We start from the raw sequence: 23956 nt of genomic DNA on the forward strand, positions 1-23956 counted from the left end.
TCTGCCGTTTCGGGTTGCTGAAAGGCCGTCTGAAAATTTTTCAGACGGCCTTGTCATTTGCCAAATGAAATCATAACCGCCTTAAGGCGTGCTGTCGGCCAGCGCGTTCAATCCGGCTTTTTGTTCGTCCGTCAGTTTGGCGATGCCCAAAATAACGGAAGCGTTGGTCCAGCCGAAGCCGCCGGCGGGCACGTAGTCGAACACGGCGCCGACGTTGCCGTATTCCACATCGGTTTTGTGCGAGCCTTTGACCACGTTGAATTTTTCGGGAATCAGGCCGTTATATTCCACCGTGGCGCGGACTATCATCTGCACCCACGCATAGGCGGCTTCGTGCATTTCGCGCTCGAAACCGTAGCGTTGCAGCCCCTCCCAAATCAGAATCTGGTGCGGCGCCCAGCCGTAGGGGTAATCCCACTGACGTTCGGGGCCGCGGATTTCGGCGGAAATCGGGGCGGTGGAGGCGATGCCGCCGGCGCACAACAGCGTGCCCAGTTGCGATTTGACCATGCGCTCCGCCTGCTCTTGGCTGCACAATCCCGCCCACAACGGCAGCAGGTTGGTGGCGGAAACGAAGCGGTTTTGCGTTTTGGCGGCGGCGTTGTAGTCGTAAAACGTGCCGTCGGCTTCGTTCCATAAATATTGCTGCACGGCATCGTAGCGCGCTTTTGCTTTGGCCTGCCAGATATCGGCGGTGTGTTGCGTGCCGTTGTGCGCAAAGCCTTGCGGGAAATAATCGGCGATTAGGGCTGCGATGTCGGTTTCGATGCGGTACATAATCGCGTTCAAATCAACGCAGGCGGTGTCGGCGCATACGTCGTCGAGCCGCGTGGTGGTGTCGTGGCCGCTTTCGCGCATGGCGCGGTCGTGCACGAAGTAGCGGTCGAGGCCGGCATCTTTGATTTCGCCGGCATCGTAGGCACGCTCCATCTCTTCGACGCTCACGCCGTGTTTGGCGGCGTATTGCTGCAAAATGAAGTTGAAATGGCCGGGTTCGGTTTCTTTCGGGCGGCCGCGGCCTTCGTCGAAATAGCGGTTGAGGTCGATGTCGGCGAAGAGGTGGGTTTGCGGGTTCATCCACACGTTTTGGTATTCGTCGATGGCGATGGCCAAGTGTTCGGCCAGCCAGCTTTCAGGCAGCCGTTCGGCGTAGCGGCGGTAAAACGCGCTTAAATAGGGGGTGTAAAACGGCGGCTGCGAGCGGGTGAGGTAGTAGCTGCGGTTGGCGTTGAGCATTTTACCGTAATATTTGATTTGGTAGGCGGTGTTTTCGAGCATGCCTTTGGCCAAATCGTATTGGTCGTGCGCCATCAGGCCCAGCGCGATGAAGTAGCTGTCCCAGCCGTACATTTCGTTGAAACGCCCGCCGGGCACCACATAGGGCAGTGGTGCGTCGGCGGCTTTGTCGTATTTGAGCGCCAGCAGGCCGGGTTTTTCGTCGATTTCGGCCAAGAGGCCGTCTGAAAACGGCGGCGCGGGCAGTTCGATGATTTCGATTTGCGGGTGGGCGGCGGTAATGCGGCGGTAGTATTCGAGGCCGTCTGAATCGGCGGCGGGCACATATAAATAGGCTTTGTCGCTGCTGCGTTTTTCGTCGGCCAGCGTGGCGAGGATATTGCCGGCATCCATGCGGCGGCTGAGGGTGCACCAATAGTGGGTGCGCATCAGATAGTCGATGCGCTCGAGCGGTTTCATCCGTACATTATCGGGGTTCAATCCGCCGTTGCCCAGCCACACTTCCTGCAACAGGTTGGCCAAGTAATAAGTGCCTTTCACTTCGAGCGTTTCGCCGTTTTCGCCGGTTACCACAAAACGTTTCGGGCCTTGGTCGTCAACGGTGATGGTGTTGCTGCCGTCGGTGTCTTCCTGCGCGAGCAGGTTTTTCAATGTTTCAGTTTTGTTGATGCGCATTTTCGTAATCCTTGATGAATTTGTTCAGTAGGAACAGGGCGACAATCAAAATCGCGATCGGAATCAGCATAAAGTAAAACGCCTGCGCGCCGCCCACATGCTCGAACAGCATGCCGATAATCCGCGAGCCGAGCGTGCCGCCCAGCGCAGAGAAAATCACAATCAGGCCGGTCATCGAGCTGTGCATGCGCTGCGGCAGCGCCGACAGAGTGGCCGAGCTGATTAGCGGGTAAACCGGTGCGATAAACAGGCCGATTAAGGGGAAGATAAAGCCGATGGCGGGAATTTCGCTAAACGAATGAATCACTTTCGGGCCGGCGTTGAGCGCCTGCGGCAGCACGAAAGCCACGATGGCCGCCGCCGCCAGCAGACACACGGTCAAAAGGGCCAGCCAATGCACTTTTTTCACCGCCTGGCCGGCTAAGAAACGCCCCGCCGCCAGCGACAAAGCCAAAATGCTGGCCATTTGCACGCTTAAGGTGTCGTTCAGCGACAAAACGCGTTCGTTAAAAGTGGGCAGCCAAGTCATGATGCCTTGTTCCACCATCACGAAGCAGAACGCGCTCAACACAAAGAAAATGGTAAGCGGCAGCGCCACCAGCTTCAGCATACCCATAAAATCATCGGCTAGGCTGCCTTCCGATTTGGGGATGTCCACATCCACTTTGGTAAACAGCAGCAGCAAAAACGCCACCGCAATCAGGCCGGCCAGCAGCAGATACACGCGCAGCCAGGCGTTGGGGTCGGCCGCATCGAAAAACGCGGGAAACAGAAAATAAGCCGAAGCGATGCCGATCATGAAAAAGCCTTCGATCGAACTCATAAAGCTGTTGTGCTGCTCTTTGGTTTCGGTAAACAGGCCGATCATCGAATACACCGACACCTTGATAAACGCAAACGACACGCCGATGCATAAAAATAAAACTTTCGACGCAGCGAAGCTGTTGCCGAAAAACATATATAAACACGCGCCGAACACCACGGCCAGCGCCAGCAGCATACTGTTTTTATAACCGAATTTCGGCAGAAAAGAAGCCACGAAAAACGAAACGATGGCAATCGGCAGGTCTTTAAACGCCTCCAGAATGCTCGCTTCCGTTTCCGTAACACCATAATTGGCCAGCGATTGCTTGATCACAATGCCGACGCTGTTGAGCAATATCGCAAACACAAAATAATTGATAAACAGCGCAAGTTTGATACCGAGGTTTTTCATAAATAGCTCGCTTTGCAGGTTTATTGTTAAAAGTTATGCCAAAGCGGCTTTTCCGATAAAGAAAAGCCGCAGAGCGCAAGATTAGACTGTTTACTTGAGAAACAGTTTCAAAGGCCGTCTGAAAAACTTTTCAGACGGCCTCATGCACTTTATACGCTATAATTCCAAACTTTATAAATTTCCGTTTTTTCAAGCACCAACCATGACCCAACGCAAAATCCTCGTAACCTCCGCCCTGCCGTATGCCAACGGCAGCATCCACTTAGGCCACATGGTCGAACACATCCAAACCGACATCTGGGTGCGCTTTCAAAAACTGCGCGGCCACCAATGCCACTACTGCTGCGCCGACGACACCCACGGCACCCCCATCATGCTGGCGGCCGAAAAGCAAAACCTCACTCCCGAAGCCTTGATTGAAAAAGTGCACGCCGAGCATCTGGCCGACTTCACTGGCTTTTATATCGGCTACGACAACTATTACAGCACCCACTCGCCCGAAAACAAACAGCTTTCCGAGCAAATCTATCTCGCCCTGAAAGCAAACGGCAAAATCGAAAGCCGCACCATCGAGCAGCTGTTCGACCCCGAAAAACAAATGTTCCTGCCCGACCGCTTCGTCAAAGGCGAATGCCCCAAATGCCACGCCAAAGACCAATACGGCGACAACTGCGAAGTGTGCGGCACCACTTATTCGCCCACCGAGCTGATTAACCCCTATTCCGCCGTATCCGGTGCCGCGCCCGTATTGAAAGAATCCGAACACTTCTTCTTCAAACTCGGCGAATGCGCCGATTACCTGAAAGAATGGACTTCGGGCAGCACCACGCTGATTGACGGCCGCATCCAGCAACACTTGCAGCCCGAAGCGCTCAACAAAATGAAAGAATGGCTGCACCCCGACGAAAACGGCGAAGGCGGCTTATCCGACTGGGATATTTCCCGCGACGCCCCCTATTTCGGCTTCGAAATCCCCGGCGCGCCCGGCAAATATTTCTATGTGTGGCTAGACGCGCCTGTCGGCTACATGGCCTCGTTCAAAAACCTGTGCAGCCGCATCGGCCTTGATTACGACGAATACTTTAAAGCCGGCAGCCAAACTGAGATGTACCACTTTATCGGCAAAGACATCCTCTATTTCCACGCCCTGTTCTGGCCCGCCATGCTCGAATTTTCCGGCCACCGCGCCCCCACCGGCGTGTTCGCCCACGGCTTTTTAACCGTCGACGGCCAAAAAATGTCCAAATCGCGCGGCACCTTCATCACCGCCCGCTCCTATCTCGACGGCAGCCTCAACCCCGAATGGATGCGCTACTACATCGCCGCCAAACTCAACAGCCGCATCGAAGACATCGATTTGAACCTGAACGACTTCATCGCCCGCGTCAACAGCGATTTGGTCGGTAAATACGTCAACATCGCCGCCCGTGCCGCCGGCTTTATCGCCAAACGCTTCGAAGGCCGTCTGAAAAACGTTGCCGGCAGCGAATTACTGGCCAAACTCGCCGCACAATCCGAAACCATCGCCGCCGACTACGAAACCCGCGAATACGCCAAAGCCCTGCGCGAAATCATGGCGCTGGCCGACATCGTCAACGAATACGTCGACGCCAACAAACCGTGGGAGCTGGCCAAACAAGAAGGCCAAAGCGAACGCCTGCACCAAGTGTGCAGCGAGCTGATCAACGCCTTCGCCATGCTCACCGCCTACCTCGCGCCCGTGTTGCCGCAAACCGCGCAAAACGCCGCCAAGTTCCTGAATTTAGACAACCTCACCTGGGCCAACACCCGCGAAACCCTGTCTGAAAACCACACCATCAACCCATATCAACACCTGATGCAACGAGTGGAGCAAAAACAAGTGGACGACTTAATCGAAGCCAACAAACAAAGCATTCAGACGGCCTCTGCCGAAGCCGCACCGGCCGCAGAAAGCAGCCAATACACCCCCGTTGCCGAACAGGCAAGTTTCGACGACTTTATGAAAATCGATATGCGCGTGGCCAAAGTGCTCAACTGCCAAGCCGTAGAAGGCAGCACCAAACTGTTGAAATTCGACCTCGACTTCGGCTTCGAGCAGCGCGTGATTTTCTCCGGCATCGCCGCCAGCTACCCCAATCCCGCCGAGCTTAACGGCCGCATGGTGATCGCCGTCGCCAACTTCGCCCCGCGCAAAATGGCCAAATTCGGCGTATCCGAAGGCATGATCCTGTCCGCCGCCGCCGCCGACGGCAAACTGAAGCTGTTGGATGTGGATGCCGGCGCGCAGCCGGGGGATAAGGTGGGTTAACAAGCAGCAACTGAATGCCTGAGACCTTTGCAAAAAAAACCAATTCAACCCTGAAAAGGTTTGTGCCTCGTCATTAGCTTCGCAAGTCCGCTGCGCTACCCCCGCGTAGGCGGGAATCCAGCCTTTAAACCATTAAGTATTTTATTTCAATAGTTTACGAAAACGACTGGATTCCCGCCTACGCGGGGGTAGCGCAGCGGACTTGCGAAGCTAATGACGATGGTTGAATATTTCAGACGGCCTAAATGAATTTTGCAAAGGTCTCTGCCTGTCTGAACGACAGGATCCGCTTAAAAACCAAAGGCTGACGTCCTTAAACGACGTCAGCCCCAAACTTTTCAGAAACTGGAGACGGAACAATGGCGAACCGAACCGAACCGAACCGAACCGAACCGAACCGAACCGAACCGAACCGAACCGAACCGAACCGAACCGAACCGAAATTATACACGAAAACCAAAATAATTTCAAACAGAACAAAATCTTACAATTAAAACAATTATTCCCCGAAATCTTTTGTGAAGAACAAATTGATTTTGAAAAACTCAAACTGGTGTTGGGCGAAGACAATCTTTGCGCCCAAAACGAACGCTATCAACTGGGCTGGGCAGGCAAATCCGATGCCTACCGCACCTTGCAATCGCCCACATTCAACACGCTTGCGCCCTGCGTTGCCGAAAGCGTAAATTTCCACGACACGCAAAACGTATTTATCGAAGCAGAAAATTTGGAAGCCCTGAAAATTCTGCAAAAATCTTACGCGGGCAAAGTCAAAATGATTTACATCGACCCGCCCTACAACACAGGCAGCGACAGCTTTGTCTATCCCGACAAATTCGCCGAAACCCGCGACGAATACGCCCGCCGCGTAGGCGACAAAGACCAAGACGGCTATTTATTGCGCGACGGCGCATTTGCCGGCGCGTGGCGCAAAAACAGCAAAGACAACGGACACTATCACAGCAACTGGCTCTCCATGATGCTGCCGCGCCTGCATTTAGCAAAAACCCTGTTGCGCGAAGACGGAGTGATTTTTATCAGCATTGATGATAATGAACAAGCGCAACTGAAATTGCTTTGCGATGAAGTGTTTGGGGCGGAGAATTTTGTGGCAACTCTGATTTGGAAAAATGGGCGAACTTCCGCAGCACATTTTACGCATGAGCACGAAAACATTATTTGTTATGCAAAGAGTAAGGTTGAACTAGAGCTATTTAAATATGATGGTGAGGCATGCGTAACAGACCGAACTGTTAAAAAACCAAGTTCTAAAAACCCGTTATCAATCATTGAATTTCCAGCAGGAATAGAATTCGAGAGTGAAGATAAAGTTTTTCCTAATATTATTGGTGATAAAGAACCTATAAAAATAGTGAAAGGTAAATTTGAATCTAAAAATAGAAAACTTGCTCAACCAGTTTCATTAGAAGCCGCATGGACTATGGCGGATATGATAAGAAATTGGTTAAAAGGAGAAGAGGTTATTGATCAAAAAGGGCAAAAAGTTCGCCGTTTTTTCTTTAAATCAAATGGGGTACTGCAATATGAAAAAGAAAAAGGCACCTTTCATCCCAAAACAATTATTACGGAATTTACGACCAAACAAGGTAGCAATGTATTAATTGATTTACTGGAAGATCCGGTTTTTGACTTTCCCAAACCCCCATCGTTAGTTGCTTATTTAGTAAGTTTTGTTTGCTCTAATAAAAATGACCTAATCCTAGATTTCTTCTCCGGCTCCGGCACAACCGCCCACGCTGTAATGCAACTGAATGCCGAAGACGGCGGCAGCCGCCGTTATATTTGCGTGCAATTACCTGAAGAAACCGCCGAGAATTCCGAAGCGCGCAAAGCCGGTTTCGCCAATATCGCCGAAATTGCCAAAGAACGCATCCGCCGTGCAGGCGCGCAAATCCGTAGGTCGGGCATTGATACCCGACAAAACATGCCGTCTGAAAATGCGGATACCGCTGCGGGCGCGGTGTCGGGCATCAATGCCCGACCTACGGTGGACACGGGTTTCAAAGTATTCAAATTAACCGAAAGCCATTTCAAACAATGGCGCAGACCGCTTTCAGGCAGCCTGAACGAGCAGCAGCAATTGGCTTTGCTGGAAGAATTTCAAAATATCGTCTATGAAAACGCCGGCGTTGAAAATATGGCTTATGAATTGATGTTGCGCTTGGGCTTTGAATTAACGGACAGCATTGAATTTGCTGATAATGTGGTGTGGCTGAACAATGCCGCGCAAACACGCAAAACCGCGCTGTTGTTGGATACCGTCAATCAAGCGGTGTTGGACGAAGTGCGCGCCCAATCGCCCAAAAAAGTGTTTGTGCTGGATAAGGCGTTTGCAGGCGATGATGCGCTGAAAACCAATGCCGCCTTGCAGTTTAAAGACGCTGATATTGACTTTGAAACGCTGTAACGGTGGTGCAAAATGGAATTGAAGTTTGAACAATTGGATTATCAGCACGACGCCGTTAATGCGGTGGTGCGTTTGTTTCAGGGCGAACCCAATCAAGAGCAAACCTTTGCTTTGCAATCGGATTTTTTGCCCGTTGTAGGCAATCGGCGCGTTTTGCCGTTGGACGAAATCGGCAAAAATTTAAACGAAGTGCAACAAGATTTCAGCCTGCAAAAAACGCAAATCGGCGAACACGGCTTAAATTTTTCCGTGGAAATGGAAACGGGAACGGGCAAAACTTATGTGTATTTGCGGACGATTTTTGAATTGAACCGCAGATATGGTTGGCGGAAATTTGTGATTGTTGTGCCGAGTGTGCCGATTCGTGAAGGTGTGTTGCAAAGCATTCGCGCGATGACGGCGCATTTTCAGACGGCCTTTGACGGCGTGCATTTTGCCCATTCGGTGTACAGCAGCGACCGTTTGAACCGCTTGCGCAGCTTTGCCACCGGCACGCATATCGATATTTTGATTATGAATATTGACGCCTTCAAAAAAGACGACAATGTGATTAACCGCGCCAATGAAAGCGGCGAAGCCCCCATATTGCAAATCAGCCAAACCCAGCCGATTGTGATTGTGGACGAACCACAAAACATGGAAACCGATTTGGCAAAACAAGCGATTGATTCGTTAAACCCTTTGTTTGTGTTGCGTTATTCCGCCACGCACAAAAATCCGTATCACAAAATTTACAGCTTAAATCCCGTGCAAGCCTATAACAAAAAATTGGTGAAGCAGATTGAAGTGGAACCTGTGTTGGCGCAAAACGATGTCAATGGCGCGTATGTGGTGTTGAAAGGATTTGTAGCAGGCAAGAAAAAATTAACCGCCGAAGTAGAAATTCATTTCAATGATAAAAAAGAAGTGAAAAAGAAAACGGTTAAGGTATCTTCGGGCGATGATTTGTTTGATAAATCAGGCGGGAATGAAAGTTACCGGCACGGTTTTATTGTCAATGGCTTGGATGCGGAATCGGGCGAAATAACCTTATCAAACGGTCAAGTCATCACGCTGGGCGAAGACGATGATTTAATCCGCGACGAAATCATGAAAAAGCAGATGGAATGCGCGATTCAAGAGCATTTGAAAAAAGAGAAGCGTTTAAACCCGAAAGGGATTAAGGTTTTATCGTTGTTTTTTATTGATAAAGTGGCGAATTATCGTGAAAACGGCAAATTTGCGCGTTGGTTTGCGGAAATTTACGAGCGCGAAACGGGCGAAAGTGCAAACGGTGTGCATGACGGCTATTTTTCGCAAGACAAAGGCAAGGATAAAGACACCAACGGTAGCAGCAAGGCCGATGAAGACACTTACAATCTGATTATGAAAGATAAGGAAAAATTGTTGTCGTTTGACAGCAAATTGCGCTTTATTTTTTCGCATTCCGCGCTGAAAGAAGGCTGGGACAATCCGAATGTGTTTCAAATTTGTACGCTCAACGAAACGCGTTCGCCGATTAAAAAACGGCAGGAAATCGGGCGCGGTTTGCGTTTGGCGGTCAATCAAAAAGGCGAGCGGGTGCGCGATGACGGCGTGAATATTCTTACTGTGATTCCGAATGAAAGCTATGAAAGTTTTGCCGCCAATCTGCAAAAAGAGTATGAAGACGAATGCGGTATCCAATTTGGTAACGGTGGCGCGAAAAGGGCAAGCGACAGAACCCGGCAGACGTATCGCAAAGGTTTTACGCTAGACCCTGAATTTTTGGCAATTTGGCAGAAATTGCAGCATAAAACGCGTTATGCGGTGCAGTTTGAGCGGGAAAAACTGATTCAGACGGCCTGCGAAAAAATCAAAGCGATGCCTGTTATCCAAAAGCCGCAGATTGTGGTGCAAAAGGCGGTGATTCACCAATCCCTGACGGACGGCATTTGGGGGGAGGAGCGCAACAGCAGGGCGGGGCAAACCGATATTGATTGGGCTATTCCCGATATATTGCACGAGATCCAAAAGAAAACCCGGCTGACTCGGCAAACCGTGTTTGAGATTCTGAGCCAATCGGGCAGAATCGGCGAAATCGGCAACAACCCTCAGCGGTTTATCGATTTGGTGTCCGAAAAAATCCAAACGGCCTTGCACGGCTTGATGATTGAAGGTATCGAATATTTCAGAATGCCGGAAAGAGATGATGCGGTTTATCGGCAAAGCCTGGCCCGCTGGCAGGAGCTGGAACAATACGGTGCGGAGTTTTTCAAAAACCAATATACCTTTGAAATCAATCAGGAAGACGGCATAAAAAAAGAAAAAACCATTTTCGCCGACTATATCCCGCTGGATTCCGGAACAGAGAACCAATTTGCCCGCGATTGTGAAAGCCACGAAAATGTGAAGTTTTATTTTAAACTGCCCGAGTGGTTCAAAATTCCTACGCCCATCGGCAACTATAACCCGGACTGGGCATTGGTGATGGAAAATCAGGAAAAAGTGTATTTCATTGCCGAAACGAAAAATACCGGCAAAGGCATACAGGAAGGTGTGGACATGGATAAATTGCACGAATCCGAGCAGCAGAAAATCCAATGTGCCAAACGGTGTTTCGAGGTGTTCGACGGGGTGAGTTACAGGGTGGTGGAGAAGGTGACAGAGTTATAAATAAATTAATATCTTCATATGGTTATAAATAGGTCAGGCCGTCTGAAAAGTTTTCAGACGGCCTGAAACCTTTGCAAAAAAAGCCGTTTTAATCCTGAATTTATTTATATTTCGCCATACCCGGGCTTGACCCGAGTATCTCTTTTTCTTCTCAAACAAACAGATGCTCGGGTCAAGCCCGAGCATGACGCAAGCGTTTTAAGGTATCGAAAAGAATTTTGTAAAGGTCTCTGCCTGAAACCTTTATTGCCCTTACCCAATCACTCACCCAAACAACTTACCCTGCGCCAATACGGCTCTCACCGGCGCGAAATCGCGGCGGTGTTCGGGCAGGGCGCCGAATTCGGCGAGGGCGGCGAGGTGGGCGGCGGTGCCGTAGCCTTTGTGTTTGTCGAAGCCGTATTGCGGGTAACGCGCGGCTAGGGCATACATTTCGGCGTCGCGTGCGGTTTTGGCGAGCACGGAGGCGGCGGAGATTTCGATGATTTTGCTGTCGCCTTTCACCACGGCTTCGGCGGCAATGCCTAAATTTTTCGGTACACGGTTGCCGTCTATCAGCACTTTCTGCGGCGGCACGGCCAAGCCTTGCACGGCGCGGGTCATGGCGAGCAGGGTGGCGTTTAGGATATTGAGTTCGGCGATTTCCTGCACATCGGCGCTGGCCACGCTCCAGGCGACGGCCTGCGCTTTGATTTGTGCGGCCAGTTCATTGCGCTTGTTTTCGCTGAGTTTTTTGGAATCGGTAAGGCCGGGCAGGTTGGGGCAGGGCGGCAGAATCACGGCGGCGGCAAATACGCTGCCCACCAAAGGGCCGCGCCCGGCTTCGTCGACGCCGGCGGTGAGAACGGTGTTCATGCGGTTATCTTTCAGACGGCCTCGGGTGCGGCTTCGGGCACGGCGGCGGCAATGCCTGCTTCGGCCAGCACGGCGCTTGCGGCCAATGCGTCGGTGTCTTTCTGCAAAAGCCGGTGGAGGTTGAGGAAATCCTGCTGCAAGGCGGCAACGTCTTGCGGTGATTCATACCATTCGGCCACGGCGGCGGCCAGTTTGGCGGGGGTGGCGTCGTCTTGCAGCAGCTCGGGCACGGCGCCTTTGCCGAGCAGGATATTGGGCAACCCCACATGGGGCACGTTGATTTTGCGTTTCACATAGGCGTAGGTGAGCGGCGAGATTTTATAGCTGATAACCATGGGTCGCTTGCACAGCGCCACTTCCAGCGTGGCGGTGCCGCTGGTAACCAGCACTACGTCGGCGGCGGTGCAGGCCAAGTCGGCGTGTGCGCTCATCAGTTGGATGGGCAGGCCGATAAATTCGCCTTGGTGCAGAATCGAAATCAGGCGGCTGCGGGTGGCCACGGTGGCCACGGGCAGCAGGAAGCGGGCGGAGGGGTAGCGTTGCAGCAGCAGGCGGGCGGTGCGGAAGAATATCGGCGCCATATAGTCGATTTCGCTCACGCGGCTGCCGGGCATCAGGCAGAACACGGGTTCCCACGGTTCGATTTTCATGTGGCGGCGTGCGGCGTCGCGGTCGGCATCGAGCGGCAAGGTTTGCGCCAGCGGGTGGCCGACAAACTCGGCCCGGCCGCCGGCTTCTTGGTAAAGCTGCGGCTCCATCGGAAACAGGCACAGCACGCGGTTGACTTGTTCCACAATGGTGTTGACCCGTTCGCGCCGCCACGCCCACACCGAGGGGCTGACGTAGTGCACGGTGGGGATGCCTGCTTTTTTGAGTTTTTCGGCCACGCCGAGGTTGAAGTCGGGCGCGTCGATGCCCACGAACACGTCGGGGCGGATGCGTTTGAGGTCGCGCACCAGGCCGCGGCGGATTTTCAGGATTTCGGGCAGGCGCTTCACCACTTCGGCAAAGCCGCGCACGGCCAGTTTTTCTTGGTCGTAGAGGCTTTCGAAACCTTTGGCCAGCATACGCGGCCCGCCGATGCCGACGAAATGCGCCTGCGGGCAGCGCTGCTTGATGGCGGCCATCAGGTGTGCGCCGAGCAGATCGCCGGAGGCTTCGCCGGCGCACAAGGCGATGGTGAGGGGGCGGTTGGCGGGCGGTTGGTGGGAAGTCATAAATAAAACAATGCAATATAGAGCAGGCGGTATTGTACCGAAATTTATCAAAATGCCGTGGGATTTTGCCCAAGCGGTAGGCCTGTATGATAAGAGAGAGGCAGGCCGCCGAAAGTTTCAGACGGCCGGAATGAATTTTGCAAAGGCTTTCGGCCGTCTGAAAACATAGGGCGGCCAAACTTGAAAACGGCCATTAAACAAGTGGTTTTGCGATACCGCCGCCATCAGCGCGGTTTCGGATAAAACAGAATCTCGCTTTCGCCTGCGGGCAGCTGCCGCTTTTTAATTGCGTGGCCGTACACGGTTTCGAGCGTGGCGGTGAGGGTTGCGCCGTCGGCGAACATCCGGTTGACGGCGGCGCGGGCGGCGGCTTCGTCGCTGAAATCCAACGAAGCCCACAGGCCGAGGGTTTCCATATCCTGCCAAAAGGTTTCGGGGCGGCGGTAGGAAAGCTCGAGTTTGGCAGTGTCCATCACCGGGTCGTAAAAGCCGTGGTGGAACAGCATATCGCCCAAATCGTGCATATCGAAAAGCATCGGCGCGTTAACGGCGATGCCCGCTTCTTTCAGACGGCCTGTCAAACCGTTCAGGCTGTCGATGCCGAAATGGGTGAAAAACAGCAGGCCGTCGGGCTTCAGCGCGCGCGCCCAGTTTTCAAAAACCGGCACGGGTTCGCGCGCGGTGATCAGGCCCAGGTTAGACCACAACATATCGGCCGCCGCTTCGGGCAGCGGTTCGGTAAGGCTTTGGCAGTGCTGCGGCACGGTTTTGCCGGTGAGTTTCTGCCATAAGCCGGTTTTGCGCGCGTCGGCGGCCGCTTGCAGAAAAGCGGGGCGCGGATCGTATTCGGCAAACGCGGCTTTGGGGTAGCGCGCGGCAAGCAGGCGGCGGCTTTCGTCGGCATCGGCGCCCGCCAGCACGATTTGCTGCGGGGCGGTGCGCACCAGTTGCAGGCGTTCGTCGGTATTGCGGGCGAGCAGGCGGTGGACGGCCCAGCGGTCGGATGTGTTCGTCATTTGTTTGTCAGGTTCGGCAAAGATTTCAGGCCGTCTGAAAGTTTTTCAGACGGCCTGTTCAAATCGATATAGGCCGGTATTGAAAACCGCCATTTTACCCGAAACCCAAACAGCCGGTTTGCCAATAAGCGCTTGGCGGCTCGGTTTATTCGGGTTTGACGGAGGCTTTCACCCAAGCCAGGCTTTCGCGCACGATTTTGCGCGAATAATCCAGCGTTTTTTCGTCGCAGTCGTCTATGCCCGAATAAACCTGTAGGTTTTTTTCATGGCCCCATTGCTTGTCGGCCAGCCAGCGCGCCCGTTTGAGATGGTAGTCGGCACTAACGATAACGACGTTGCTGTTGTTGGTGAGCGGAATCGAGCTGAACAAAATGTTTTCGTAAGTGTTTTCCGATTTGCCTTCGGTGGCGATGCGCGATTCGGGCACGCCCAGCTCGATGGCGATGGCTTTCATATGGCGGGCTTCGTTGCTGCCGTCGCTGTCGGTGCCGCCGCTCACCACCAGTTTGGGCACTTTGCCCGCATGATAAAGGTCGGCGGCGGCGGCCACGCGCGAGCGCAGGCAGGGGTTGGGGCGGCCGTTTTTGTTGACGGCATTGCCCAACACCAACGCGGCATCGGCGGGTTGGATTTCTTCGATGGTGATGCGGCGGGCGGATACCGCCGAAACATACACCCAAATCAGCAGCAGAAACCAGCATAAGGCCAGCGCCACAGGCAGATAGAGCAACATATAGCGTTTTTTATTCATATTGTTCAGATGGTTGTGTGGCAGGGTTTGTGATGTAGGAGTGCGCGCCGCGTGAGTTTTTTTCAGATGGCCGCAGGTATACCCGGCAAGCCGCACTTTACCGCAAGTTACTGCGGTATAAAGGCAACAAACAAAAATCTATGTAAAAAATAATCTGAAAGCGCAACAAACGGGCAATAAAATTGCCGAGCGGAATAAAATAAGGAATGCGCGGTTGATAAAACGGTTTAAAATATAACCAAACAAAATAAAAACGCCACGGCGCCAACCCGCCCGGCCGCGCCGCCGCACGGCTTTTAAGTTTCTTTTTATTTCGTTTGGTTATACCATATGAATAAAATATGGCTCAATGAAAGTTATCCGCTCATGAATCCCACCTTATCCGCTTTAACCGCCCGCCTCAACGAGCGCGGGCAAACCGTAACCTGCGCCGAATCGTGCACCGGCGGCCTGCTGGCTGCCGAACTCACCCGCCTGCCGGGCAGCTCGGCATGGTTTCACACAGGCTTTATCACATACAGCAACGAAGCCAAGCAGCAGCTTTTGGGCGTGAAAAGCAACACGTTGGATTTTTACGGCGCGGTGAGCGAGGAAACCGTGCGCGAAATGGCGCTCGGTGCGCTGATTGCCGCCAAGGCCGACTATGCCTTGAGTATTTCCGGCATTGCCGGGCCGGAAGGCGGCAGCGAGGCCAAACCCGTCGGCACGGTGTGGTTCGGGCTGGCCACCAAGCAGCGCATTTGGGCGCAGCGCGCGTTTTTCGAGGGCGACCGCGACAGCATACGCGGGCAGGCCGTGCAGTTTGCGCTGGCGTTTTTAAACGGAAAAATGGAAGGAGCGGGCGGCGGAAAATAAGCTTGCCGGTTTTACAAAGTCGCCGGTTGTGCAGGCGATATTAAAGATTAGGCCGTCTGAAAAGTTTTCAGACGGCCTTTCGTTATAGTTAAACTGCGGCAGCCGGCATCAATACCGGTAAGCCCGCAATTTGCGCTTGATTTCGGGCAGCGCGGCCAGTGCCGCCTGTTCGCCGAGTTTGATGGCCTGCGTTTTCTGGTCGAAACCGCCCACCGCGCCCAAGTGCTGCACCTGCGGCTTGATCACGATGTCGGCTTTGGCCAGCTCGTTGCGCAGCGCGGCGGTGCTCATGATATTGAGGCTTTGGTCGAGGTAAGAGAAAAAGCCCGCTTCCGACAGTTTCGCGGGTTTGGCGGAAATATCCACCGCAATCACCAGATTGGCGCCCATGTTTTTGGCCGCGCTCACCGGTACGGGGGCGGAGAGGCCGCCGTCGACATAACGTCTGCCGCCGATTAAGGCGGGTTGGAACACATTGGGAATGCTCACCGAGGCGCGCACGGCCTGGCCGGTGTTGCCACGGTTGAAGGCCACCATCTTGCCGCTTTCCAAATCGGTGGCGACGGCGGCGAATTTAAGTGGCAGGCTCTGCAAGGGGCGGTTGCCGACTTTGCGGTTGATGTAGTCTTGCAGCTTTTGCCCGCGGATAAAGCCGGTGGTGGAAAGGGTTAAATCGACCAAATCGGTTTTGCCCAACACTTCTGCTTCCAATTCGAGCCGGTCGGGCGACATGCCTGAAGCGTAAAGGCTGCCCACAATCGAGCCTGCGCTGGTGCCGGTAACCAGGTTGACGGGAATGTTGTTGGCTTTCAAAACCTTAATCACACCGATATGGGCAAAGCCTTTCGATGCGCCGCCGCCGAGCGCCAGGCCGACCACGGCTTTGGGTTTGGCCTGCACGGGCGGTTGGGCGGGCGGTGCGGGTTGTTTCGACGTGCCGCAGGCGGCAAGCAGCACGGCGGCAAAAACGGGCAGGGAGAGACGGATGTTCATGGCAGTTGGCAGTTATTAAAAGACGCATGATTATAACGGTTTATGCGTATAAAAATGTAATAAAAACGTTGGGGTTGGATAAATCGGGCCGTCTGAAAACGGGCAGGGCGGAAATGCCGAGCGGTCTGCTTTCAGACGGCCTGCTGCGGATTTGGCGAAGGCTGAACTACTTAGTAACCGCTCCGTCATACTTGGGCCAAGCCCGGGTATGACGCGCATACTTTTTCTTAAGTTGATTTACTATAAAAGACGTGTTTGCTTTCCCATAAAAAACAAAGGCCGCCGCACATTGATGTATAATCACCGTCTTAAATTTTCTGCTGTTTACAGGATGCCCGATTATGATCAACCCCATTTCCGCCCTTTCCCCGCTCGACGGCCGCTACGCCCGATCCGTTGAGGCGCTGCGCCCGATTTTTTCAGAATACGGCCTGATGAGGGCGCGTGTGAAAGTCGAACTCAACTGGCTCAAAGCATTGGCTGCCGAGCCGAAAATCACCGAAGTGCCCGCGTTCAGCAGCTTTACCGTTGCCGAAATCGACCGCGTGATCGAAGATTTTTCGCTGGAAGACGCCGCAGCGGTGAAAGCCATCGAAGCCACCACCAACCACGATGTGAAAGCCATCGAATATTGGTTGAAAGAGCGCTTCGCCGGCGTGCCCGAAGTGGCCGCCGCCAGCGAGTTTATCCACTTCGCCTGCACCAGCGAAGACATCAACAACCTTTCCCACGCGCTGATGCTGGCTGAAGCACGCGAAACCGTGCTGCTGCCCAAACTGGCCGAAATCACCGCCAAGCTCACCGAAATGGCGCACAATCTGGCCGCCGTGCCGATGATGAGCCGCACCCACGGCCAACCCGCCACCCCCACCACGCTGGGCAAAGAAACCGCCAATGTGGTTTACCGCCTGCAACGCCAAACCAAACAGCTCGAATCGCAGCAGTTTTTAGGCAAAATCAACGGCGCCGTGGGCAACTACAACGCCCATATGGTGGCCTATCCCGATGTGGATTGGGAAACGCACTGCCGCAAATTCGTTGAAGAATCGCTGGGTTTGACCTTCAACCCCTACACCATCCAAATCGAGCCGCACGACTACATGGCCGAGTTTTTCCAAACCATCAGCCGCATCAACACCATATTGATCGACTTCAACCGCGACGTTTGGGGTTATATTTCGCTCGGCTATTTCAAGCAGAAAGTGAAGGCAGGCGAAGTCGGTTCTTCGACCATGCCGCATAAGGTCAACCCGATTGATTTTGAAAACTCCGAAGGCAACCTGGGCATGGCCAACGCCGTGTTAGGCTTTTTGGCCGAAAAACTGCCTGTTTCGCGCTGGCAGCGCGACCTGACCGACAGCACCGTGCTGCGCAATATGGGCGTGGGCGCGGGCTACACCGTGTTGGGCTGGGTGGCGCACCTGCGCGGCCTCAACAAGCTCGAAGCCAACCCCGCCGCGCTGGCCGCCGATTTGGACGCCACCTGGGAATTGTTGGCCGAGCCTATCCAAACCGTGATGCGCCGCTACGGCGTGGCCAACCCGTATGAAAAACTGAAAGACCTCACCCGCGGCAAAGACGGCATTACCCCCGAAGTGCTGAAAGTGTTTGTGGAATCGCTGGAAATCCCCGCCGAAGCCAAACAGCAGCTGCTCGCACTCACGCCCGCGCTGTATGTGGGCAAGGCCGAGGAATTGGCGAAGCGGATTTGAAAACCGGTTGGTTGGCAGTAAGGCAAAAAGGCCGTCTGAAAACGTTTTCAGACGGCCTTTGCTTTTAATCAAAACATCTATCAAACCACCAAACAGGCGTTATTCCACCGTTACCGATTTGGCCAGATTGCGCGGTTTGTCGACATCGGTGCCGCGCGCGAGGGCGGCGTGGTACGACAATAACTGCACGGGAATGGTGTGCACGATGGGCGACAACACGCCTACATGGCGCGGGGTGCGGATAACGTGTACGCCTTCGCCTTCGTTGAAGTGGCTGTCGAGGTCGGTAAACACAAACAGCTCGCCGCCGCGCGCGCCCACTTCCTGCATATTGGCTTTCACTTTATCCAACAGGCTGTCGTTGGGGGCGATCACCACCACGGGCATATTTTCGTCCACCAGCGCCAGCGGGCCGTGTTTCAGCTCGCCCGCGGGGTAGGCTTCGGCGTGGATGTAGGTGATTTCTTTCAGCTTCAGCGCGCCTTCGAGGGCAATCGGGTAGTGGATGCCGCGGCCTAAGAACAATGCGCTGGTTTTCTTGGCGAACTTTTGCGCCCAAGCGGCGATTTGCGGCTCGAGGTTCATCACGTGTTGGATGCTGCCGGGCAGCTGGCGCAATTCTTCGAGATAGGCGCGGGCCTGCCCGCTGCTCACCAAACCGCGCATTTTGCCGAGGGTAACGGCCAGGCCGAACAATACGACCAGCTGGGTGGTGAAGGCTTTGGTGGAGGCCACGCCGATTTCGGCGCCGGCGCGGGTGTAGAGCACTAGTTCGCTTTCGCGCGGCAGGGCGGATTCCATCACGTTGCAGATGGAAAGGCTGTGTTTGTGGCCGAGCGATTGGGCGTATTTCAGCGCTTCCATGGTGTCGAGCGTTTCGCCGGACTGGGAAATGGTGATAATCAGCTGTTTGGGGTTGGCGATCACGTCGCGGTAGCGGTATTCGCTGGCGATTTCCACGTCGGTCGGCACTTTGGCGATGCTCTCCAGCCAGTATTTGCTGGTGAGGGCGGAATAATAAGATGTGCCGCAGGCGAGGATTTTGATGCTGTCGATATCGTTGAACACTTCGCGGGCGTTTTTGCCGAAGTTTTCCGGCTCGAAGCCGCCGTCGAGAAACACTTCGGCGGTGTCGGCGATGGCGCGGGGCTGCTCGTGGATTTCTTTCTGCATGAAGTGGCTGTAGGGGCCGAGTTCGAGCGAGGCGAGTGAAAGTTCGGATACTTTCACTTTGCGCTGGGCGGGGTTGCCGGTTTTGTCGATCAGTTTTTCGATGCCGCCGGCGCGCAACACGGCGATGTCGCCGTCTTCAAGGTAGGCGATGTTGCGGGTGAAGGCAATTACGGCGGAAACGTCGGAGGCGATAAAGGTTTCGTTGTCGCCCAGCGCAATCAGCAGCGGGCAGCCCATGCGGGCAACCACCATTTCGTCGGGGTTGTCTTGCGCAATCACGGCGATGGCGTAGGCGCCGTGGAAATTTTTGGTGGCCGACTTAACGGCTTCAAACAGGTTGCCGCCGTTTAGGCTATATTCGTGTTTGACGCTGTGGGCGATCACTTCGGTGTCGGTTTGCGATTCGAATTCGTAGCCCAAGCCTTGCAGGCGGGTGCGCTCGTCTTCAAAGTTTTCGATGATGCCGTTGTGCACCACGGCAATCAGGCCGCCCGAAATATGCGGGTGGGCGTTGGGTTCGGTTACGCCGCCGTGGGTGGCCCAGCGGGTGTGGCCGATGCCGATGTGGCCGAACAGACCTTTTTCTTTGGCCGCGTCTTCCATCAACTGCACGCGGCCGACACGGCGCACGCGCTTGATTTTTTCGCCGTCGAACACGGCGATGCCTGATGAATCATAGCCCCGGTATTCCAAGCGTTTGAGGCCGTCTGTTAAAAAATCCACAACGTTGTGGTTGGCGCGGATGGCGCCTACGATACCGCACATAAAAGTTCCTTAGTATCAGGTTGGTGAAAAATCCATACCGCTGACTTTCAGACGGCATGGGGAGAAAGGTTACTGTTTTTTAGATATAAGCCGTAGGTTTGTATGATTTGTTTCTTACTCTTCTGATTTTTCAGACGGCCTGTATTGTTGGATTGCCCGACAGGCCGTCTGAAAACGGCAGCAAACAATGCGGTTTATTTCTTGCTTTCTTTCTCGGGCCGTATCCAGCCTTCGATGATGGTTTGGCGGGCGCGGGCGAGTACGAGGGTGTTGTCTTCGCAGTTTTTGGTGATGGTGCTGCCGCCGCCGATGGTTACTTTGTTGCCCAGCGACACGGGGGCGACCAGCACCACGTTCGAGCCGATGCGCACGTCGTCGCCGATTACGGTTTTGTGTTTGTTCACGCCGTCGTAGTTGGCGGTGATGGTGCCGGCGCCGATATTGGTTTGGCTGCCGATTTCGGCATCGCCCAGATAAGTGAGGTGGTTGGCTTTGCTGCCTTTGCCCATCACGGTGTTTTTCACCTCAACGAAGTTGCCGATGTGTACTTCGTCGGCCAGTTTCGCGCCGGGGCGCAGGCGGGCATAGGGGCCGATGGCGGCGGCGGTGCCGATTTCGCAGTTTTCCAGGCTGGAAAACGGGGCGATTTTGGTTCCGGCGCCGATTTTGGCGTTTTTAATCACACAGTTGGCGCCGATTTCCACGTTGTCGCCCAGCTCCACTTCGCCTTCGAGCACCACGTTCACATCAATCACCACATCTTGGCCGTGTTTCAGACGGCCTCTCAAATCGAAGCGGGCGGGATCGCGCAGGGTTACGCCGGCGGTGAGCAGCGCTTGCGCCTGATTGGTTTGGAAAATGCGTTCCAGCTCTGCGAGCTGCACTTTGTTGTTGACGCCGGCGGCCAGATAAGAGGCGGCCACCTGCACGGGGCGCACGGCGATGCCGTCGGCGTTGGCCAGCGCAATCAGGTCGGTTAAATAATATTCGCCCTGCGCGTTGTTGCTGGAGAGGCTGTTCAGCCAGCTTTCGAGCTTGGCGTTGGGCAGCACCAAAATGCCGGTGTTGGTTTCTTTCACGGCTTTTTGTTCGGGGTTGGCATCTTTTTCTTCGACAATCGCCACCACTTTGCCGCCTTCGCGGATGATGCGGCCGTAGCCTGCGGGGTTGTCGAGCACATCGGTAAGCAGGCCGACTTCGCTGCCCGCGGCTTCGAGCAGGGCTTCAAGCGTGGCGGTGTCGGTGAGCGGCACGTCGCCGTAGAGCACCAGCGTGCGGCCTTCCGGGGGCAGGTGCGGCAAGGCCATTTTCACGGCGTGGCCGGTGCCGAGCTGTTCGGTTTGCTCCACCCAGTTCACGTCGCGCTTTACTCTTTCGCGCACCATTTCTTTGCCGTGGCCGATAACCACATGAATGCCTGCGGGGTTGAGGCTGCGGGCGGTGTCGATAACGCGCGCCATCATCGGTTCGCCGCCGATTTCGTGCAGCACTTTGGGCAGTTTGGAATACATGCGCGTGCCTTTGCCCGCGGCGAGGATAACAACGTGAAGAGGTGATTGGCTCATGATACGGCCTTGTCTTTCATAATGTTGGTTTGAATGTATTCATGCAGGCCGTCTGAAACCCGCGTTTGCGTTTGCGGTTTCAGACGGCCTGCCGTGGGGTGGGGAACGGGCGGGCGTTTATTTATTGCGCCGTATCGGGTGTTGCACCGTTTACCGGCTCGGCTTCGGGCTGCCCGCTGCCGGGTTTCTGCCAGTGGGTGCCGCGCACATCGTGCCCGCCGTTGCCCGAAGTAACGGCACGCTGCTCGGGGCGGAACTGGTTGTAGCGCATATTGCGCGAATAAGTGCCGTCCTGATACACCACGGGGGTGCCGGGTTCGTATTTCTGGCGCAGCGCGGTGCGGCCTTCGGCGTTTTGGTAGGTTTCCCAAGAGCAGCCCGCCAGTGCGGCGAGGGCGGCCAAAAGAGCGATATAGCGCATGATTTATCCTTAAAATTTTTGAAAGCATCGGGCGGGTAAGACGGATGCTATTTTAATCAAATTGTTGCCTCATTCATAGTGGCAGGATTCACCGTTGCCGCCGCTGCCCATTGCCGCAGCGCGGCCATATCGGGGGCGGCGCAGTCCACAAAAGGCAGGGGGTAGGCGTCGGTGCCGAACCAAACGGTTTTCATGCCCAGGTTTTTGGCGGCTTGCAGGTTGTCGGCGCTGTCGTCCACCATAATACAGTGCTTGGGGTCGGCGCCGAGTTTGCCGCAAACGGTTAAATAAGACTGCGGGTGGGGTTTGTAGAGCAAACCGAAATCGTCGGTGCCGAACAAGGCGTCGAAATAGGGCGCGATGGCCATGGCTTCGGCCAGCGCGCGCACATAAAACGAAGGCGCGTTGGAGAATATTGCTTTTTGACCGTTCAGACGGCCTAAAGTTTCTGCCGCCCCCGCCACCGGCACCAGCGCGGGCAGGATTTCGTTTAACGGATGGCTGCGTTGTAAAAACTCGTTTACACACACTTCGGGGTGGTGCAGCCGCAGCCCTGCCAGCGTGGCGCCGTAGCGGTGCCAATAATCCTGCCGCAAATCGGAGGCGGCTTTTTCGCCGAGGTTCAGCCGCTCGGCGAGGTAGGCAGTCATGTGGCGGTTAATTAAGGTAAAAATGCCTGCATCGGCGTGATGCAGGGTGTTGTCGAGATCGAACAACCAAACGGTTTGACAATTCATAGTATTTAAAATATTTTACAGGCACATACTACATTATACGGATATTGCAGAATGAACAGACAACGGCAGATCTTAACGGCTTTGGGTATTTGGCTTTTGGGCGCGCAGGCTTTCGCGCAAACCGAAGTGCGGCTGGCGGTGCACGGCTCGTTCAGCCTGCCCAAGGAAACCATCGCCAAATTCGAGCAGGAAAACAATGCCAAAGTGTCCGTTATCAAGGCGGGCAGCGGCAACGAAATGCTCAACAAGCTGATTTTGAGCCGCGCCAAGCCGATTGCCGACGCGGTGTACGGGTTGGACAACGCCAACATCGCCAAAGCCGTGCAAAACGGCATACTGGCCGACAAACAGCCTGCTTCGGCGCCGGTAAACGCCTCGCTGCCCGGCGCGCTGGCGGTAGATTACGGCTATGTGGTGCTGAACTACGATAAAAAATGGTTTGAGCAAAACAAGCTGCCGTTGCCGCAGTCGCTGCAAGATTTGGCCAAGCCTGCCTATAAAAACCTGCTGGTTACGCCCAACCCCGGCACGTCCAGCCCCGGTTTGTCGTTTTTAATGGCCAACATCGGCGGGTTGGGCGAAGAGGCCGCCTTTAAATGGTGGGGCGAAATGCGCCGCAACGGCGTGAAAGTGGCGAAAAGCTGGAGCGACGCCTACAACACCGATTTCACCCAAAACGGCGGCTCTCGCCCGCTGATTGTGAGCTACGCCACCAGCCCCGCCGCCGAAGTGCATTACGGCAAAGGCAAATACACCGAGCCGCCCACCGGCAACTTGTTTCTCAAAGGCGGCGTGTTCCGCCAAGTGGAAGGCGCGGCGGTACTCAAAGGTGCGAAACAGCCCGCGCTGGCAATGAAGCTGGTGTCTTACCTGCAAAGCGCCGACGTGCAGCAAGCCCTGCCGATCGAAATGTGGGTTTATCCGGCGGTGAAAGGCACGCCGCTGCCGAAAGTGTTTGAGTTTGCCCAAACCCCGCCCAAGCATGATGCACCAAGCGCCAAGCAAATGGCGGAAAAGCAGAAACAATGGGTTAGCCGCTGGATGAAAGTGGTGTTGAAATAAAACGGGTAGATATTTGATAACAAGACTGTCTGAAAAAACTTTCAGACGGCCTTAGATATTCTTAGCATAGTGTAGTTACAATCCGCAAAACATGAGACTATCCTGTCCTCATCACCCTAAACGAGCCCCATGAAATAACCTGCTCACCATAACCTCACCGACCATCATGGCCGTCTTATTGATTGAAAACCACTTACCCGGGCACAAAGGAAGCCGGGGCCGGTCAGGTAGTAGATAACAGGCGATTCATCAATGCCGTTTTCTGAATACTGCGCACTGGCGTAACCTGCCTCCCGATTACGTCGGCTGAAGCAATATCCATCGCCACTCCATCCGTTGGTGCAACAAAAGCATT

The 23956-nt window shown here is 54.5% G+C and carries 17 protein-coding genes; 6 read left to right on the forward strand and 11 right to left on the reverse strand.

Annotated elements, in window-relative coordinates:
* Positions 1–81: 81 nt before the first annotated feature.
* Both H3L92_RS12040 and H3L92_RS12045 read right to left on the reverse strand, forming a co-directional pair.
* Positions 82–1911, reverse strand: coding sequence for a trehalase family glycosidase (locus H3L92_RS12040; RefSeq protein ID WP_085365480.1), 1830 nt, complete (start codon positions 1909–1911; stop codon positions 82–84).
* Entirely contained in the window at positions 1892–3127 is a 1236-nt protein-coding gene (locus H3L92_RS12045) for an MFS transporter (RefSeq protein WP_085365481.1), read from the reverse strand. The genes H3L92_RS12040 and H3L92_RS12045 overlap by 20 nt, the downstream gene beginning before the upstream one ends.
* A 202-nt stretch (positions 3128–3329) precedes the next feature.
* On the opposite strand from H3L92_RS12045, the gene metG reads away from it, so the two are divergent.
* The 3 genes from metG (at position 3330) to H3L92_RS12060 (ending at position 10479) form a co-directional block, all read left to right on the forward strand.
* Positions 3330–5417 (forward strand): methionine--tRNA ligase, encoded by a 2088-nt coding sequence (metG, locus tag H3L92_RS12050; protein ID WP_085365498.1) that lies wholly within the window; start codon positions 3330–3332, stop codon positions 5415–5417.
* A gap of 223 nt (positions 5418–5640) precedes the next feature.
* Positions 5641–7845, forward strand: a complete 2205-nt coding sequence (locus H3L92_RS12055) for a site-specific DNA-methyltransferase (protein ID WP_373887775.1) — start codon at positions 5641–5643, stop codon at positions 7843–7845.
* Between the two features lie 12 nt (positions 7846–7857).
* Positions 7858–10479 (forward strand): restriction endonuclease, encoded by a 2622-nt coding sequence (locus tag H3L92_RS12060; protein ID WP_085365483.1) that lies wholly within the window; start codon positions 7858–7860, stop codon positions 10477–10479.
* Between the two features lie 264 nt (positions 10480–10743).
* Here the strand turns inward: H3L92_RS12060 and rnhB are convergent, their stop codons facing one another.
* The 4 genes from rnhB to H3L92_RS12080 all read right to left on the reverse strand — a co-directional run bounded on the left by rnhB (position 10744) and on the right by H3L92_RS12080 (position 14318).
* The gene (rnhB, locus tag H3L92_RS12065; protein WP_115336251.1) at positions 10744–11334 is read right to left on the reverse strand and encodes a ribonuclease HII; all 591 of its coding nucleotides are present in this window, start codon (positions 11332–11334) and stop codon (positions 10744–10746) included.
* Between the two features lie 11 nt (positions 11335–11345).
* Positions 11346–12551 (reverse strand): lipid-A-disaccharide synthase, encoded by a 1206-nt coding sequence (lpxB, locus tag H3L92_RS12070; RefSeq protein WP_085365485.1) that lies wholly within the window; start codon positions 12549–12551, stop codon positions 11346–11348.
* A gap of 224 nt (positions 12552–12775) precedes the next feature.
* On the reverse strand, positions 12776–13567 hold the full coding sequence (locus H3L92_RS12075; RefSeq protein WP_085365486.1) for a methyltransferase domain-containing protein: 792 nt from the start codon (positions 13565–13567) through the stop codon (positions 12776–12778).
* A 145-nt stretch (positions 13568–13712) separates the two neighbouring features.
* Positions 13713–14318 carry a YdcF family protein gene (locus H3L92_RS12080; protein ID WP_245945440.1) on the reverse strand — a complete coding sequence of 202 codons (606 nt, stop codon included), beginning with the start codon at positions 14316–14318 and terminating at the stop codon, positions 13713–13715.
* A gap of 366 nt (positions 14319–14684) precedes the next feature.
* Here H3L92_RS12080 and pncC point away from each other — a divergent pair, with 366 nt between their 5' ends.
* Positions 14685–15173 carry a nicotinamide-nucleotide amidase gene (gene pncC / locus H3L92_RS12085; RefSeq protein ID WP_085365487.1) on the forward strand — a complete coding sequence of 163 codons (489 nt, stop codon included), beginning with the start codon at positions 14685–14687 and terminating at the stop codon, positions 15171–15173.
* A gap of 108 nt (positions 15174–15281) precedes the next feature.
* Here pncC and H3L92_RS12090 read toward each other — a convergent pair whose 3' ends face one another.
* Positions 15282–16166: a patatin-like phospholipase family protein gene (locus tag H3L92_RS12090; RefSeq protein ID WP_085365488.1), complete on the reverse strand. Its 885-nt coding sequence runs from the start codon at positions 16164–16166 to the stop codon at positions 15282–15284.
* Positions 16167–16507: 341 nt separating this feature from the next.
* Between H3L92_RS12090 and purB the strand changes: the two genes are divergently transcribed.
* Positions 16508–17878, forward strand: a complete 1371-nt coding sequence (gene purB, locus H3L92_RS12095) for an adenylosuccinate lyase (RefSeq protein ID WP_085365490.1) — start codon at positions 16508–16510, stop codon at positions 17876–17878.
* 99 nt (positions 17879–17977) lie between these two features.
* On the opposite strand, the gene glmS is transcribed toward purB, so the two are convergent.
* The 4 genes from glmS to H3L92_RS12115 all read right to left on the reverse strand — a co-directional run bounded on the left by glmS (position 17978) and on the right by H3L92_RS12115 (position 22539).
* Positions 17978–19816: a glutamine--fructose-6-phosphate transaminase (isomerizing) gene (gene glmS, locus H3L92_RS12100; protein ID WP_085365491.1), complete on the reverse strand. Its 1839-nt coding sequence runs from the start codon at positions 19814–19816 to the stop codon at positions 17978–17980.
* A gap of 194 nt (positions 19817–20010) precedes the next feature.
* Positions 20011–21381: a bifunctional UDP-N-acetylglucosamine diphosphorylase/glucosamine-1-phosphate N-acetyltransferase GlmU gene (gene glmU, locus H3L92_RS12105; RefSeq protein WP_085365492.1), complete on the reverse strand. Its 1371-nt coding sequence runs from the start codon at positions 21379–21381 to the stop codon at positions 20011–20013.
* A 121-nt stretch (positions 21382–21502) separates the two neighbouring features.
* Positions 21503–21802 carry a spore cortex protein gene (locus H3L92_RS12110; protein WP_085365493.1) on the reverse strand — a complete coding sequence of 100 codons (300 nt, stop codon included), beginning with the start codon at positions 21800–21802 and terminating at the stop codon, positions 21503–21505.
* A gap of 56 nt (positions 21803–21858) precedes the next feature.
* The gene (locus H3L92_RS12115; RefSeq protein WP_115336252.1) at positions 21859–22539 is read right to left on the reverse strand and encodes a pyrimidine 5'-nucleotidase; all 681 of its coding nucleotides are present in this window, start codon (positions 22537–22539) and stop codon (positions 21859–21861) included.
* A gap of 51 nt (positions 22540–22590) precedes the next feature.
* Here H3L92_RS12115 and H3L92_RS12120 point away from each other — a divergent pair, with 51 nt between their 5' ends.
* Positions 22591–23601, forward strand: a complete 1011-nt coding sequence (locus H3L92_RS12120; protein ID WP_085365494.1) for a thiamine ABC transporter substrate-binding protein — start codon at positions 22591–22593, stop codon at positions 23599–23601.
* Positions 23602–23956: the final 355 nt, after the last annotated feature.

Origin of the sequence: Neisseria dentiae (assembly GCF_014055005.1) — a bacterium.
GTDB lineage: Bacteria > Pseudomonadota > Gammaproteobacteria > Burkholderiales > Neisseriaceae > Neisseria > Neisseria dentiae.